The following is a 16253-nucleotide window of genomic DNA, read 5'->3' on the forward strand; positions in this document are numbered from 1 at the left end:
CCTTTCAGACAGCGGCCGGGGCGACGCCCAGCGAAGCGAGCAATGCGCGGCGTACGCGCTGGAATTCGGGCAGACTCGGGTCCCGTTCGGCGGGCAGGTCCACCGGCACGTCGACCGTGATGCGCCCCTCGTCGAGCACGAGCACCCGGTCGGCGAGCGCGATCGCCTCGTCCACGTCGTGCGTGACCAGCAGCACGGTCGGGCGGCGGCGCCGGATCAGCTGCCGCAGCAGTTCGTGCATTTTGATCCTGGTCAGCGCGTCCAGCGCGCCGAAGGGTTCGTCGGCGAGCAGCAGGTCCGGTTCACCCACCAGCGAGCGGGCCAGCGAAACGCGTTGCTGCTCACCGCCGGAGAGCTGGTTGGGCCACGCCCGTTCGCGTCCGGCCAGGCCGACCTCGGTGAGCACCCGCACCGCCGCGGCCTTGCGCGAACGCGGCTGACCGTAGAGCACGTTGGCCAGCACCCGTTGCCATGGCAGCAGGCGGGAGTCCTGGAACACCACCGAGGTCTTGGCCGGCACCCGCAACGTCCCCGACCCGGCCACGTCGTAGTCGAGCCCGGCCAGCGCGCGCAGCAGCGTGCTCTTGCCCGACCCGCTGCGGCCGAGCAGTGCGACGAACTGCCCCGCCGGGATGGTCAGCGTGATGCCGTCGAGCACCGTCCGTTCACCGAAACCGCGAGTCAGGCCGCGGATCTGGACGCCTATCCCGCGATCGTCCGTCGCCACGACAGCACCTTCCGCTCGACCAGCCGGATAACGCCGTCGGACAGCAGTCCGAACGTGCCGTAGACCGCTAGGCCCACCAGGATCACGTCGGCTTGGCCGTAGTTCTGGGCGTTCTGCATCATCTTGCCCAGCCCGTCGATGGCGTTGACGGATTCGACCACGATCAGCGCCAGCCACGCGCCGGTCACCGAGAGCCGCAGCCCGAGGAAGAATCCCGGCAGCGAACCGGGTACCACGACCTTCCTGATGAAGGTGGCCCGCGAAACACCCTGCACCTCCGACAGCTCCACCAGCCGCTGATCGATGGTGGTGAGCGAGGCGTGCGTCTGGATGTACATGGTGATCACCACGCCGAGGGTGATCAGCACGATCTTGAACGTTTCGCCGATGCCCAGCCAGAGGATCATCAGGGGGATCAGGCCGAGGCTCGGGATCGCCCGCTTCACTTGGATCGGGCCGTCCACCAGCGATTCGCCGAACCGGGACAGGCCCGCGATCAGGGCGAGCGTCGTGCCGACCAGTACGCCGATGCCGAGGCCGATGCCCGCGCGCTGTAGCGAGGCGGCCACGTTCTGCACCAGCGAGCCGTTGACCAACAGGTCCCAGCCCGTCTCCAGCACGGTCCACGGCGCCGACAGCTTGCGTTCGTCGAGCCAGCCGAAGTGCGCGCCGGCCGCCCAGAGGCCGAGAACCACTACCACGCCGAGCATCCGGGCGAACGGCACGGATTTGCGTAGCCCGAGCCTGCGCAGTCGCCTGCGTTCGACGAAGCCGTCGATCCGCGACGGCGGCACCGTGACGGTACGAGTCAGTGCGATGGTCATGGCGACTCCTGTGTGATGCGGGCGCTCGGGCGGTTCACCGGGTGTCCTGGGTGCGGTAGTTCGCGGTCACCGTCTCGGCGGCGACTCGTTCGAAGCGGCGGTCGAACAGCTCGTTCGCGTCGAACGACTTTCCGAAATAGCCCGAGCCGGTGAGCAGATCGACGGTTTCCTGCTCCCAGGCGATCGCTTTGTCCCAATTATCCGGAAAATAGGGTTTCGGCGTCGTGTCCAGAATTCGGCGGCCGTCCGCGGCGGAGACCTCTTGATCCTTCACGTAATAGGAGGAGATCCATTCCTCCGGATGCTCCCAGGCCCAGACTTCGCCGCGGGCCCAGAACTCGACGAATCGCCGGACGGCCGCGAGTTTGGCGGAGTCGCGCAGGACGGCGGTCGGCGCCCACAGCACGGTCAGCGCGTCGACGGCGGGCGTGGCCACGGCAGTCGCGCCTTGGGCGCGGTACTTGTCCAGGTATTTGGTGAGCGACGGCTCGCCCAGCGGGGCGACGTCGATCTGCTTGCCCTGCAACGCGGTGAGGAACTGCGGGCTGTTCAGTTCCACCAGCTGCACGTCCTTCGGGCCGAGACCCGCGGCTCGCAGCGTGCGTAGCACCACCACACCCTGCGCTTGGCCTGGTGAGAAGCCGATCTTCTTGCCGCGCAGGTCCTGGATCGAGCTGACGGTCACGCCGGGGGCGGTGGCCAGCTGATAGTTCGGCACGTCACGGACTTTGACGCCGACGATCTTGGCGTCGAGACCGGTCGCGTGGGCGTGGATCGGCGGAATGCCCGCGTTCGTCGCGACATCCACCGACCCGCCGCGGAAGGCTTGGATGACGTCGGGACCGGCGGAGACGGCGGGCCAAGCCGACACGGTGAAAGGCAGCTTGCCGATTTCGCCCGAGGCTTCCAGCGCGACGCGGGTGGTGCGGACCGCCAGCGACAACGAGGTGCCCGCCGGAACGTCGGTCGGCAGAGCGGATTTCAGATCGGTGTCACCACCCTCGTCGGTGGCGCACGAGACGGCGAGCAGAGCGGTGGCGGCGGTGACGAGTGCTAATCGCCGGAGAGAATTGCGCACGGTGATTTCCTGGGTCGAATCCGGTGTCCTCGGGAATATTTCGGTCCCGGACAACACCGCCGTTGCGATCCGATCCCGGCAATGGCGCAGTGCATTTCTTTCATGAAATAACTTTCCCGAATACCCGTGCGCCCGTCAATATTCGTTCTACTTAAAATAAGTCGGAGTCAAACGGCTGCCTCCAGCGCGCGCAACGGCGTGTGGAACAGGCCGTGCAACACCACCGCGCCGGCGGACATCTCCAGAACTCGCCCTTCGAACGACGAGCCGACCACCAGTTCGGCGGGATCGGCACACAGCAGCGAATGGTCGCGTACCGCAGCGAGATACGCCTCCCATACGCCGCCGACACGACGGCCGCGGTCGACTACCACCACCGATTCGGGATCGAGCAGATCGATCAGCGCCGCGACGACCCGGCCGAGCACGCGGGCACGCTCCAGGAACAGGCCGCGCACGGGCGCCCCCTCGGCGGCCATCGCCACCAACTCCGGCATGGTCGACGCCACGCCGCACCGCTCGAGCAGCGCATGATCGGAGTAGTAGTCGTCGAGCGAGGAGACCCCCTGCGGCCCCGCGCTCTTCCCCGCGCCCAGGCCGAGCAGGGACTCGATCGAACCCGCGCCCGATCTCGGCCCGTAGTGCACCTGCCCGTGCACCGCGATGGCCACATCGATCACGTTGCCGACGAACAGCACCACCGAACTCGCCGTCGCGCCCATGCGGCCGAACAGCTGCTCGGCGTGCATCAGCGCTCTGGTGTGACTGTCGAGCTGGGTCGGCAATCCGGTTCGCGCGGCGAGATACTCCCGCACGGGAACATCGCGCCAGCGCAGGAAGGAATGGTCCACGACCGACCCCGCCGTCCGGTCGACTCGGCCGCCGGTCGCGACGCCCGAGCCGACGATGCGCAGCCCGTCGGACTCGTCGCGAACCCGGCACACCTCGGCGGCGGCGGTGGCCAGGATGTCGTACGGGGCATGGGTGGGGTGCGGCACTTTCGTCGTGCGCCGGAGCGTGCCGCCGATGTCCACCACCGCGACGGTGGTGTGGGTGGCCGCGATGTGCACCGCGACGGCCACGTTGTCGGCGGTGTTGAGCGCCAGCGGGCTGTGCGGTCGTCCGATTCCGGACGCGCCAGCGGTCTCGGGGAGCTCGACGATCAGCCCGGCCTCCAGCAGCGCGCGAGTCTGCCAGGTCACCGTGGCGGGTGAGATGCCCGCGTGTCTGGCGATGGAACTGCGCGGAGCCGGGCCAAGCTCGAGCAACGCCCGAAGTACCGCTCCCGCGCTGCCGTCCGCCATCGCCGTCACCTCTTCATCGCCGCGCTGCCCAGCCACGCTACGGACGCCGCGCACGGCTGCGAAGGATTTGGCGCAGGCCGATCCGAACGCACCGGCGGCGCAGGCCCTAAACTGAGCGGATGCCGAGTTACAGCTATCGGTGCCGCAGCTGCGGCGACACGTTCGAGGTGACCCGTCCGATGGCGGAGTCGTCGGCGCCGGCGACCTGCCCGATCGGCCACGACGACACGGTCAAACTGCTGACCACCTTCGCCACTGTCTCCCGAGGCGGCGCAAGCGCGCCCGCGCCCTCCCCGGCGGCCCCCGCGGCGGGCGGCGGCTGCTGCGGTGGCGGCTGCTGCGGCTGAGTTCCCGGCGCGGTCTCAGTCGCGCCGGTCGGCGTGACCGAGGTCGCGCTCGGGCGCGACCCGATCGCGTACCCGCTGCTTCAGCACCGCGATGTCGGGAAAGCCCCCGTCGGTCTTGCGCTCCCAGATCTGTTCGCCGTCCACGGTGATCCGGAAGACCCCGCCCGAACCCGGCAGCAGTGCGACTTCGTCCAAGTCGGTGGCGAACGTGCTGAGCAATTCCTGTGCCATCCAACTCGCCCGGAGCAGCCAGCGGCATTGGGTGCAGTACTCGATCGCGACGCGTGCCATGCCCGCTGACGCTACCGCTCAGTCGTCGTGGGTGCCGTCCAGGTAGACCCAGGCGCCATCGGATCGGGCGAACCTGCTGGTCTCGTGCAGGGCGCCGCGACCGCCCTCGTCGCGGTAGTGCGCGACGAACTCCACCGTGCCGGTGTCGTCGAACAGTCCGCCGCGCTCGGTCCGGGTGATCGCCAGGAACAGCCAGCGCTGGGTGGGATCGAGGGTCACGGCGGCGGGGCGGGTACGCGGATGCCAGGAACGCAACAGATAGTCGGCATCGCCCACCGCGAACGCGGTGTACCGCGAGCGCATCAGCGCTTCGGCGGTGGGAGCGGGGCGCTCGCCGCTCAGCACCGGGCCGCAGCAGTCGTCGAAAGCCTCGCCACGCCCACACGGGCATCGCCGCGTCGCATTCATGCCGCGTCCTTTCCGAACCCCACTGCCATCTCTGCTCCTGATCCGCTCACGCCTTGCCCGTCCGGCCCGCACGGCGCCTCCGTGGGCACACGCTTCCTGCCATCTCCGGGTAATGATTGTCCTTCCGGCCTGAACGGCGCCCGCCGCAGGCACGTCGCCACCGCTTCCGAGCCGATCCGCTCACGCCGCCGGTCTTGCCGACCTGGCGTCCACCCGGAATCAATCCCGGCGCGCCTGCACGGCCGCGAGGTCCGCGGCCAGGGCGACGGTCTGCTCCCGCCAACGGCGCAGGTCGGTGACGCTGGGAGCGAGTTCGTAATCGTGGTGGTGGGCCGCGCGCGACAGCGCTGCCCAGAGCACGGCCACGCGCGCCGCCACGTCCGGTCCCGCGTAGGCGCGCAGCGCGATCAGCTGGGCCCGCATCGGACAGCGGACCAGCGCGGGGGCCAGCCGCAGCCATAGTTCGTCCACCGCCTGCTCGAGCGCGATCCGCAGGATCCAGGCCGTCGCCCGGGACCACAGGCCGCCTGCGGCGGTCACCGATCCGGCGAGCAGCAGATCGACGGTCTCCAGCCGCTCGGCGACCGACGGCCGATTCGCGTGCGAACGGTGCGCGCCGTTGTTCCGCCCACGCTGCCCGTGCCGGGTCGCGCGCCCGCCGCCCGCGGGTCCACGGCGTGCGCCGACCGGCCGACGCCGCCCGCTCACCGGCGCCTCACCGGGCCAGCCACGCGACGAACTTCTCGGTCTCACCGATCAGCTCGCGCATATCGCGCCCGATCGGCACGTGCGCGCCCGCCGTGGCGTCGCGCAGTGCGTCCACCACCCACCGTCCTTCGCGCGCGATGAGATTCTTGTTCAAGTCGTCGACCTTGCTGCCGACTCCGAAGACCGCGAGCGCCACCTTCGCCCGAGTCGAGTGCGCGGCATCGATGTGGCGTTCCACCTCACGGTGGTTCATGCCCGCGGCGAGCAGGGTGCGCCGCGCCCTGGCCAGACTGGCCGCCTCCACCGCGGAACGACAGCACGTGGCCACCAGTTCGTCGGCGATCGCCGCGGGCAACTGCGGGGTGCGCACCAAAGCGCGGGCGTCGTCGAGATAGCGGCGGATCGGGTCGCTGGACACCCGCACCTCGACCACCGAGCGGTCGCGCCGCTGCACCTCCAGCACGGTCGCGTCGAGCTGCATCCGCCGCACCGCCTCGGCGAGGCGCTCGTCGTGGGTGAAGACCACCACCTGCCTGGTCCAGGCGACGGTGGCGAGCACCTGGGCCAGGCCGTCCACCTTGGCCGGGTCCATCGCCTGCACCGGGTCGTCGATCATGACGAAGCGGAACGGGCTCTGCTCCACCGTGGCGCGCGGCAGGAACAGCGACAGACCGAGCGCGTGCAGCTCACCCTGGCTCATCACGCCCAGCGCGGCGCCGTCCACCTCGTCGACGGTCACGTCGAGCAGCACACGGCGCGCGGTGCCCGCGTTGCCCTGTAGACGGATCGCGCCCAACTCGACATTGCTCTGCTGCCGCAGCGTGCGCCACACCCACCGAGCCGTCGTCTCCAGCGGCGTCATGCGCTCGCCGCGCAGGCCCGCCGTGGCCGACTTCAGCCAGTCCTCGGCCTTCTTCACCGTGCGCAGTTCCGCCGCGTGCGCGGCCACCTCGCGCGCGCCGTCGAGCCAGGCCACGATCCGCGGCACCAGCGGCGTCCACACCTCGTCCAAGCGGTCGAGTTCCTTGCGGGTGCCCTGTTGCAACAGGTCGAGTTCGCCGACCAGCCGCGCGTGCGCGGTGCGCAGCCGGGCGGGCAGGTCCGGGCTGTATTCGGTGGTGGTGAGCGCGGCCCACTCGGCCCAGGCCTCGCGCACCGCCGTGGTGTCGACCGACGGCGGGTTGCGCGGATCGAAATCCAATTCGGCGGGCACGAGGTCGGGCAGCGCCCGCGCCGCCCGCACGGCTTTGCCGAGTTCGACCCTGGCGGTGGTGAGCGCGTCCACCCTGGCGGTCAGCCGCTCGATGGCGGCATCGGTCTCGCGAGCCCACGCATCGTCGAGTGCGCCACGGCCGCACACGGGGCACGCGCACGGCCCGCTCGCCGCCTGGTGTTCGCGCGCTTTGCGCAGCAGGTCGAGCAGGCGCAGATCCGCTTCGGCGTCGGCGGTGGCTCCCGCGGCGAGCGCCGCACCCCATTCCTCCAGCCGGGTGGCCACCGCGTCCACTTCGGCGTCCTCGGGCAGCGCGAGCCGCACGATGGCGCGCAGGCCGTCGGGGCCTGCCGGGTCGTCCACCGCGCCGAGCACTTCCCGGCCCACCGCGGCGAGATCCGGCTGGGCGGGCCGCAGCAGCCCGGCGACCCGCACCGCGCGGTCGTCGGCCACCGACGCCAGCAGGTCCAGCAGTTCCAGGCGTTCCTGACGGGAATCCCGCACGCCGCGTTCCAGCTCCAGGCGGCGCATCCGGATCCGTTCCTGCGCCAAGGTGAGTTCGTCCAGACCGAGCAGCTGGTGCAGCGCGTCGAACAGGTCGCTGGGCTTCCCGTCCACCAGCGCGCCGAGTTCGCTGTAGGAAAGGAAGGGGCGGTAGAGCTCGAGCTGGGCCGCCCACCGGTCGGTGTCGAATTCCGTCGGCGGCGCGGGCGGATACCGCTGGGTCCAGTGCGCGTCGGTCAGGTCCGCGTCGGCCGCCCATTCCTTGGTGATGGTGAGGCGCGGCGCGTCACCCGCGGTGAGCAATTCCAGCTCGATGCGGGCGGCCGTGCCGTCGTGCAGGTTGCGCCATCCTTCCCGCCACGCCGCCGATCGACCGTCCCACCGGCGGTTGCCACCGGTCATGGCCAACTCGGCGGCCTCGGCGAAACTGGATTTGCCGCTGCCGTTGCGGCCGACCACGAGCGTGAGACCGGGGCCGGGCGGTAGGTGCAGCGTCGTCTCGGGGCCGATGCCGCGGAAACCGCGCACCCTGATGGCGCTTAGGAAGATGCCGGAGTGATCGAATGCCGTTGGCGCGCCTTCCGATTCGGCGGCGCCGAGGGCGCGCAGCACGGTCCGCGCGACCGACGGCGTCACCGCGGGATCCTCGGCGAGACGCCTGGTCACCACCTCCGAGAGCCGGGGCGGCGCGTCCGCGGAAGCGGCGGCCTGGACAGCGTCGGGATCCAGGCGCATGCGAAAAATCCCCTCCACCATCGAGCCGCAACACGTCCTCCGACCCCGTACGCGGCGCCTTGTCGAAGCTGTGCGAAACGCTACCCGATCATGCCCGGATCGCCCACCGGGCCGAGCGAATCTGCCCGCGGGGATGGATATGGTCATCGAAACGCCTGCGCCGTGTCTCGATGTCCACCCCTCGCCAACCCCGGCGGGCAGCCTCGATGGTGTCTACACCCGTACCGGGTGGCTCGGTCGAGCCGAACAGGACAGAATGCCAGAGCGACCCGATCGGCGCAAGATTTGTTCGAGCGACGAATGCGGCACCGTGACAAGCGGTTCCGTGCGCGGCGCGGCACCGGTGGCGGTACTTGTCGGTGCGCTGGGGTAGAAATCCGGTCAACCGAGCAATGAAGGAAGGCGATGAGCCAGCAGCGAGCCGGAGCGGCCCGATGACGACGCCGTGGACCGAAGCCCAGGTCACGGCGCTGGCGCCGGACGCGAATTCGCTGTCGGCGGCGCGCAAGCTGGTCGGCCGCTGGCGCGAGTGCGGGCAGCACGGCACGGCGCTGTGGGGCCGGTGCCAGGGCAGCGGCGCCACGCCGTATCAGACGATCGTCGACCTGTCCGGTCCTGCGTACCGGTGCTCCTGCCCGAGCCGCAAGTTTCCGTGCAAACACGCGCTGTCGTTGCTGCTGCGCTGGTCCGCGGGCGAGGTCGTCGTCGCGCCGGAGATCGCGGACTACGCCGCGGCGTGGATCGGCGGCCGCACGGCGCGAGCCGCCGCGACCGCGGACCGGTCCCGCACCCCGAACCCGGCCACCGCCGAACAGCGCCGGGTGCGGGTGACGGCGGGACTCGAGGAACTCGACGTCTGGCTCGGTGATCAGGTGCGCACCGGGCTCGCGCAGGCCGACCGGTCGTATCGCGCCTTCGAAGCCGTGGCCGCCAGGATGGTCGACGCGCAGGCCCCCGGCCTTGCCTCCGCCCTGCGCAGGCTCCCGGCCGCCGTTGCCACCAGAACCGATTGGCCCGACATGGTGCTGCGCGAGTACGCGCGCATGCATCTGTTGATCGCCGCGCACCGGCAGCTCGACGCGGTGCCGCCCGCCCTGCGCGCCAGCATCCGTTCCCATGTCGGCTATCCCACTCCGGCCGAGGCGGTGCGCGCCGAACCCGCCGTCCGCGATCGGTGGATGGTGTTCGCCTCACGGATCACCGAGGACGAGCGCCTCTACACCCGGCGAACCTGGCTGTACGGGCGGGAAAGCAGGCGCTGGGCGCTGGTGGTCGACCATTCCTTCGGCTCCCCCGGCTTCCCCGCCGACGTTCCCGCGCTGGGGCAACTGGCCGACGCGCAGCTGCATTTCTATCCGGGCGCCGCGCCGCTGCGCGCGCTGTGGGGCGAAAAGCACAGCGCGGTCGAACCGTTCACCTCGTTGCCCGCCGACGCGGACCACCCGGCCACCATCGCCGCCGCGCTCGCCGCGCACGCGTCCGCGCTCGGCGCCGATCCGTGGCTGCGCTCGTGGCCGATGCTGCTGGCCGACGTGGTGCCCACCCGCACCGAACAGGGCTGGTACGTCACCGAACCCGACGGCACCGCGCTGCCGATCCGGCCGGGCGAACAACCGTGGACGCTGCTTGCCGTCTCCGGAGGTCATCCGGTGACGGTGGTCGGCGAGTGGAGCGTAGACGGATTGGAGCCGATCTCGGTGTTCACCGGAGGCGAGGTGATCGACCTGGTGCACACCGAGTCCTTCGTGCCCGAGGCGACCCATCCGCCCGGGCCCACGGGGAGCGCGAACCTCACGTCCGTCGCGTTGCTGGGCACCGCGCGCCGCGCCCCGGATGTCGCCGCACTGGCACCCCCGATCGCACGCGCGGCCGATCGGTTGCCGCATGATCCCGCATTGCGGTTGCTCGAAATCGCGGCGCTGCAAGATCTTTTCACCCGCGGCGGGGTCGCGCCCGCCACCGCGCCGGCGCCGGAGCCCGCAGCCGACGATCCCCGTCCGTCGCTGCCCCGACCCGCGGCGGCACGCCTGGCGCGCATGCTGCGGGAACGCTCGGCGTTCCTGCCCGAATGGTTCGACGCGGCGCGACCGCACGATTATCGGGCGCCGGACGCGCTGTGCGAGCAATTGCTCGAGCACGCGAAGATCAACGCCACCTTGCGCGAACCGCTGCTGCGTCTCGCGGGTACGCGCGGCAGCTGGCTGGCGGCCCGGCATCCGGATTGGCGCGACCTGGTGCGGCTGCCGTCCACCGATTCCGAACGCCCCACCGACACTTGGCTGTTCGGCCGCCCACCCGAGCGACGCGATTGGCTCGCCGACCTCCGGCGCGAAGACGCGGGCGCGGCCAGGACGGAACTCACCGCGGCGTGGCCGAAGGAATCCGGGCCGCTGAAGGCGGAACTGCTCGCCGTGCTCGCCGACGGGCTCGGCCCCGCCGACGAGTCCCTGCTGGAAACGGCGCTGGACGACCGGCGCGCGGACGTGCGCCGCACCGCCGCCGGTCTGCTCGCGCTGCTGCCGGAATCGGCGTTCTCGCAGCGGATGCGGGCGCGGGCGAGCGCGTGGATCCGCGCCGAGCACCGGATGCTGCACACGAACGTGGTGCTCACGCTGCCGGACCGGCCCGACGCCGCCGCGCAGCGCGACGGGATCACCGACCGCACCGTCGAATTCGCCTACCGCTGGAATGGCGCCCCCGATGTGTCAGCGGCCCGGCTCCGGCAGGTGGTCGCGGCCACCCCGCTGGCGCACTGGAGGGGTGTACTCGGCACGCCGCAGCAGGCGGTGCGCGCCACGATCGAGGACCGGTTCCGGCAGCCGATCTTCGACGGCTGGGTGGACGCCGCACTCGCTCAGCACGATTCGGCGTGGGCGCGCGCGCTGTTCGAAGCGGGCGTGCCCACCGACCTGGCGATGCTGCGCAGGCGGGAGCTGTTCGCGCTGCTACCCCTGCCGGATCGGACCGCGCACCTGGTGCGGCTGGACGGCTCGTGGCTGTCGGAGATCGAGGCGCTGCTGCCCGCGATGGGCCATCCGTGGCCGGAAGCGCTGGCCCAGCACGTGGTGCTGCTGCTGTTCGAGCGGGCGCGGGCGGCGGCACGGCGTCCCGAGACGCACGGCGCGTCACCGAACGCGCACCGGTCGCTGCTCGCCGCGGCCTCGGTGCACCTCCCGGTCGCCGCAGCGAGCACGCTGTCCGCGGTGGCCCGCAAATGCGACGATCCCGCCTGGGAGCGGGCCTTCGATCAGCTCGCCCACGACCTCTACAACCGCTCGATGATGCTCGAGGAGTTGCGATGACCACCACCGACCCGACGCCGGATCTGCTGCGCCCGCACGCCGAACAGGCGTATGCCGACGAGCTGCGCGCCCTCGCCGCCGCCGACGACCGGCCCCGCCCGCCGTCGTGGCGGCTGTCGCCCTGGGCCGTGGTCACCTACCTGCTCGGCGGCACCCTGCCCGACGGTACCGTGATCACCCCGAAGTACGTCGGCCCGCGCAGGCTCATGGAGGTGGCGGTCGCGACCCTGGCCACCGACCGCGCGCTGCTGCTGCTCGGCGTGCCCGGCACCGCGAAAACCTGGGTGTCGGAACATCTTTCCGCCGCCATCAGCGGTGCGTCGACGCTGCTGGTGCAGGGCACCTCGGGCACCGCCGAGGAGGCGATCCGCTACGGCTGGAACTACGCGCGGTTGCTCGCGGAGGGCCCGAGCGACGCGGCGCTGGTGCCGTCGCCGGTGCTCACCGCCATGCGGACGGGCTCCATCGCCCGCGTAGAAGAGCTCACCCGCATCCCGTCGGACGTGCAGGACGCGCTGATCACCATCCTGTCCGAGAAGACCCTGCCGGTCCCCGAACTGGGCACGGAGGTCCAGGCCGCCAAGGGCTTCAACGTCATCGCCACCGCCAACGATCGCGACCGCGGGGTGAACGAGTTGTCCTCCGCGCTGCGCCGCCGGTTCAACACGGTGGTGCTGCCGCTGCCCGCGAGCGAGGACGAGGAGGTCGCCATCGTCAGCAGGCGGGTCGAGCAGCTGGGCTCCGCGCTGGAACTGCCCACCGTGCCCGCGGCCGCCGAAGAGGTGCGGCGAGTGGTGCGGGTCTTCCGCGAGCTGCGCTCCGGCAGCACCGCCGACGGCCGGACCAAGCTCAAGTCGCCGTCCGGAACGCTGTCCACGGCCGAGGCGATCTCGGTGATCACCAACGGAATCGCGCTCTCGGCGCACTTCGGCGACGGTGTGCTGCGTGCCTCGGACATCGCGGGCGCGGTGCTCGGCTCGGTGATCAAGGATCCGGTGGCCGACGCGGTGGTGTGGACGGAGTACTTGGAGGCCGTGGTCCGCGAGCGGCCGGACTGGGCGGATTTCTACCGCGCCTGCCGCGAGGTCACCGGGTGACCTCCGCCACCGCCCCCGTGACCAGGGTTTTCGGCATCCGCCACCATGGTCCCGGCTCGGCGCGCTCGCTGCGGCTGGCCTTGGCGGAGTTCCGGCCCGACATGATCCTCATCGAGGGGCCCGCGGACGCCGATCCGCTGGTGGGCTTGGTCGCCGCCGAGGGGATGGCCCCGCCGGTCGCGCTGCTGGCGTATGTTCCCGACGCCCCGGCCAAGGCCGCGTTCTGGCCGTACGCGGTGTTCTCTCCCGAATGGCAGGCGCTGCGGTACGCCGCCGACCACGAGGTGCCCGTGCGGTTCTGCGATCTGCCCGCGAGCGTCACGCTCGCGACGGAGGACGAGCCCGGCGACCGGTTCGATCCACTCGCCGCGCTCGCCGCCGCGGGCGGCTACGACGACGCCGAACGCTGGTGGGACGCCGTCGTCGAATCGGTGCCGGACGCCGAGGCGTTCGACGCGATCACCGAGGCGATGGGCGCGCTGCGGGAATCCGCGGCCAGCGCGACTCCGTCCGCAGACGCCGCGCAAGACCGCGCACCTGAAACCGAACCGGCTGAGAACAAGTCGGCGACCGCCGAACTGGGGCCCGATCGACCCGACCCCGACCGGCGAGCGCAGGATCGATCCGCGAACGACTCAGCGCCGGAGTTCGATTCGGTCGCGGAGGCGATCGCCGAATCGCCCCTCGTGCCCGAACCACCCGAGCCGCTCGTCGTCGACGCCCACACCCTGCGGCGCGAGGCCTACATGCGCCAGACGATGCGCAAGGCGCTCAAAGACGGCGCGGTGCGGCTGGCGGTGGTGTGCGGTGCGTGGCACGCGCCCGCGCTCACCGGCGCGCTCGGTCCCGCCGCGCCGGACGCCCGGTTGCTCAAGGGCCTGCCGAAGACCAGAGCCAGGCTCACCTGGGTGCCGTGGACGCATTCGCGGTTGTCCACGACCTCCGGCTACGGTGCGGGCGTCACCTCGCCGGGCTGGTACCACCACCTGTTCACCGCCACCGAGCGGCCGATCGCCCGCTGGCTGACCAAGGTCGCCGGTGTGCTGCGCGCCCACGATCTGCCGGTCTCCAGCGCGCACGTCATCGAGGCCGTCCGACTCGCCGACACCCTCGCCGCGCTGCGCGGCCGCCCGCTCGCCGGTTTGTCGGAGGTGACCGAGGCCACCCGGTCGGTGCTGTGCGGCGGAGACGAGACGATGCTGCGGCTGGTGATCGGCGAACTCGTCGTCGGCGAGGCGCTGGGCGCCGTGCCCGAGCAGACGCCGACCGTGCCGCTGGACGCGGACCTACGCGCCACCATCCGGTCGCTGCGGATGAAGCAGGAGCCATCGATCCGCACGATCGACCTCGATCTGCGCAAGGAACGCGAGGTGCAGCGCTCGCGCCTGCTACACCGGCTGCGGGTACTCGACATCGAGTGGGGCACGCTCACCACCAGCGACGTGCGCAGCACCGGCACCTTCCGGGAAACCTGGACGCTGCGATGGCACCCCGAGTACGCGATCTCGATCATCGAGGCCTCGCGCTGGGGCACCACCATCCGCACCGCGGCGGAGGCGAAGATCCTCGACACCGCGAGCCGCGCCGACCGCTCGGTCGGCGAATTGACCGCCGCGCTGGAGGTCGCGCTGCTGGCCGACCTGGGCGGCGCCACCGACGGATTGATCGCCCGCCTGGAATCCACCGCGGCGCTCGACCACGACGTCACCCACCTGCTGGCCGCGCTGCCCGGCCTGATTCGCACGCTGCGCTACGGCGACGTGCGCGGCACCGACACCAAAGCGCTGGCCCACGTGGCCGACGGGCTGCTGGTGCGTATCTGCGCAGGCCTGCCCGCGGCGGTCACCGGATTGGACACCGACGCCGCCACCGATCTGCGCGGTCTGCTGGACGCCGCGCACACCGCCATCCACACCAGGGACGACGGCTGGGCCACCGGTGAGTGGCTCGCCGCGCTGCGCCGCGTCGCCGATCGCGACGACGTGCACGGCGCCCTGGTGGGGCGCGCGGTCCGCTTGCTCGCCGACGCGGGCCGCATCGATGACGCCGAATCCGCGCGCCGACTGTCCGCCGCGCTGTCGGTGGGCGCCACCGCCGCGGCCAAGGCGGCGTGGATCGACGGGTTCCTCGGCGGTCGCGGCCTGCTGCTGGTGCACGATCGGGAGTTGTTGCGGCTCATCGACGACTGGCTGCGCGGACTGGGCGACGACACGTTCGTCGAGACGCTGCCGCTGCTGCGCCGCACCTTCGGCGCGTTCGAATCGGGTGAGCGCCGCGCGATCGGGCAAGCGGTACGCGACGGCGGATCGGTGTCCACGGCGGCGTCCGTCGCGGGCATCGACTCGCAGCGAGCCACCACCGCGGTGCGCACGGCGGCGGAGATCCTGGGGGTAACGGTATGAGCGATCACGCAGCGGGGCGAGGCCACACCGACGCCGGCCCTCGCGCCGGGAAGGAGACGCCGTGACCGACGAAGCACAATCCCGGCGTTGGCGATTGGTGCTCGGCGCGGCCGCGGAGGAAGGACTGGGCGGGCTGGGCTCCAGCACCGACGCGGCGATGGACCGGGCCCTGTCGGCGCTGTACAACACCGACGAGGAAACCTCGCCAGGCAAGCGCACCGGCGGTTTGCAGGGCTCGGCGCCGCGGGTAGCCCGCTGGCTCGGCGACATCCGCAGCTACTTTCCCGCCTCCGTCGTCGAGGTCATGCAGCGCGACGCCGTGGAGCGGCTCGATCTCACCCAATTGCTGCTGGAGCCGGAACTGCTCGAGGCGGTGGAGCCGGACGTGCACCTGGTCGGCACCCTGCTGAGTTTGAATCGGGTGATGCCCGAGACCACCAAGGCCACCGCACGCATGGTGGTGGAGAAGGTGGTGCGCGAGATCGAGCAGCGCATCGCGGCGCAGACCGTCGCCGCGGTCTCCGGCGCGCTGAACCGCGCCGCCCGCGTCACCCGGCCGAAATTGCGAGACATCGACTGGGACCGCACGATTCGCAAGAATCTCGCCACCTATCTGCCCGAGCATCGCACCGTGGTGCCCGAACGCCTGGTCGGCTACGGCCGCAAGGCCCAAGCGGTGCGGCGGGACGTGGTGCTGGCCATCGACCAGTCCGGCTCGATGGCCGCCAGCGTCGTCTACGCGTCGGTGTTCGGCGCGGTGCTCGCCTCGATGCGGTCGCTGCGCACCTCGCTGGTGGTCTTCGACACCGAGATCGTCGACCTCACCGACAAGCTCGACGACCCGGTGGAGGTGCTGTTCGGCACGCAACTCGGCGGCGGCACCGACATCAACCGGGCCATCGCCTACTGCCAGTCCCTGATCACCCGCCCGGCCGACACGTTGTTCGTCCTGATCTCCGACCTCTACGAGGGAGGCATCCGCGACGAGATGCTGCGCCGCGTCCGCTCGCTCCAGGAGTCCGGCGTCCAGGTCGTCGTATTGCTGGCCCTCTCCGACGACGGCGCACCCGCCTTCGACCACGACAACGCCGCGGCCCTGGCCGCACTGGGCATCCCCGCCTTCGCCTGCACCCCCGACAAGTTCCCGGAGCTGTTGGCCCTGGCTCTGGATCGCGGCGACGTCCGGTCCTGGGCCCACGCCAACGCCGCCCAGCACTAGCGCGAGTCGCCCCGCCGAGCGAGGAGCCGGACGATGACCGAGCGCGGTACGTCGAGCTGGGGGCCGAGATCGCGGACGGCTTGATCCCCGGATC

At 71.3% G+C, this 16253-nt stretch carries 13 protein-coding genes; 5 read left to right on the plus strand and 8 right to left on the minus strand.

Annotated features, from left to right (window positions below; genetic code table 11):
* Positions 1-4: 4 nt before the first annotated feature.
* The 4 genes from ON21_RS22240 to ON21_RS22255 form a co-directional block, all read right to left on the minus strand.
* A complete protein-coding gene (locus ON21_RS22240; RefSeq protein WP_039800409.1) occupies positions 5-727 on the minus strand; it encodes an ABC transporter ATP-binding protein in 723 nt (240 codons plus the stop codon).
* Positions 703-1551, minus strand: coding sequence for an ABC transporter permease (locus ON21_RS22245; protein ID WP_086006467.1), 849 nt, complete (start codon positions 1549-1551; stop codon positions 703-705). The genes ON21_RS22240 and ON21_RS22245 overlap by 25 nt, the downstream gene beginning before the upstream one ends.
* 34 nt (positions 1552-1585) lie before the next feature.
* Complete coding sequence (locus ON21_RS22250; RefSeq protein WP_245562686.1) at positions 1586-2629, minus strand: ABC transporter substrate-binding protein; 1044 nt, start codon at positions 2627-2629, stop codon at positions 1586-1588.
* A 167-nt stretch (positions 2630-2796) separates the two neighbouring features.
* On the minus strand, positions 2797-3933 hold the full coding sequence (locus ON21_RS22255) for an ROK family transcriptional regulator (protein ID WP_039800446.1): 1137 nt from the start codon (positions 3931-3933) through the stop codon (positions 2797-2799).
* A 119-nt stretch (positions 3934-4052) separates the two neighbouring features.
* Between ON21_RS22255 and ON21_RS37285 the strand changes: the two genes are divergently transcribed.
* On the plus strand, positions 4053-4280 hold the full coding sequence (locus ON21_RS37285) for an FmdB family zinc ribbon protein (protein WP_039800410.1): 228 nt from the start codon (positions 4053-4055) through the stop codon (positions 4278-4280).
* A gap of 15 nt (positions 4281-4295) precedes the next feature.
* On the opposite strand, the gene ON21_RS22265 is transcribed toward ON21_RS37285, so the two are convergent.
* From ON21_RS22265 to ON21_RS22280, 4 genes are all read right to left on the minus strand, one after another.
* Positions 4296-4571, minus strand: coding sequence for an Rdx family protein (locus ON21_RS22265; protein WP_039800411.1), 276 nt, complete (start codon positions 4569-4571; stop codon positions 4296-4298).
* Positions 4572-4589: 18 nt separating this feature from the next.
* A complete protein-coding gene (locus ON21_RS22270) occupies positions 4590-4979 on the minus strand; it encodes a YchJ family protein (RefSeq protein WP_039800412.1) in 390 nt (129 codons plus the stop codon).
* Positions 4980-5198: 219 nt separating this feature from the next.
* On the minus strand, positions 5199-5687 hold the full coding sequence (locus tag ON21_RS22275) for a hypothetical protein (RefSeq protein WP_083880803.1): 489 nt from the start codon (positions 5685-5687) through the stop codon (positions 5199-5201).
* Positions 5688-5694: 7 nt separating this feature from the next.
* Entirely contained in the window at positions 5695-8139 is a 2445-nt protein-coding gene (locus ON21_RS22280; protein ID WP_039800413.1) for an AAA family ATPase, read from the minus strand.
* A gap of 434 nt (positions 8140-8573) precedes the next feature.
* Here ON21_RS22280 and ON21_RS22285 point away from each other — a divergent pair, with 434 nt between their 5' ends.
* The 4 genes from ON21_RS22285 (at position 8574) to ON21_RS22300 (ending at position 16159) form a co-directional block, all read left to right on the plus strand.
* Entirely contained in the window at positions 8574-11441 is a 2868-nt protein-coding gene (locus ON21_RS22285; RefSeq protein WP_039800416.1) for an SWIM zinc finger family protein, read from the plus strand.
* Positions 11438-12538, plus strand: coding sequence for an ATP-binding protein (locus tag ON21_RS22290; RefSeq protein ID WP_039800418.1), 1101 nt, complete (start codon positions 11438-11440; stop codon positions 12536-12538). Before ON21_RS22285 ends, ON21_RS22290 begins: the two co-directional genes overlap by 4 nt.
* A complete protein-coding gene (locus ON21_RS22295) occupies positions 12517-14940 on the plus strand; it encodes a DUF5682 family protein (RefSeq protein ID WP_063821107.1) in 2424 nt (807 codons plus the stop codon). Before ON21_RS22290 ends, ON21_RS22295 begins: the two co-directional genes overlap by 22 nt.
* A 61-nt stretch (positions 14941-15001) precedes the next feature.
* Positions 15002-16159: a VWA domain-containing protein gene (locus ON21_RS22300; protein WP_039800420.1), complete on the plus strand. Its 1158-nt coding sequence runs from the start codon at positions 15002-15004 to the stop codon at positions 16157-16159.
* Positions 16160-16253 lie beyond the last annotated feature (94 nt).

It is taken from the genome of Nocardia araoensis NBRC 100135, assembly GCF_000308435.1.
Classification (GTDB): Bacteria; Actinomycetota; Actinomycetes; order Mycobacteriales; family Mycobacteriaceae; genus Nocardia; species Nocardia araoensis.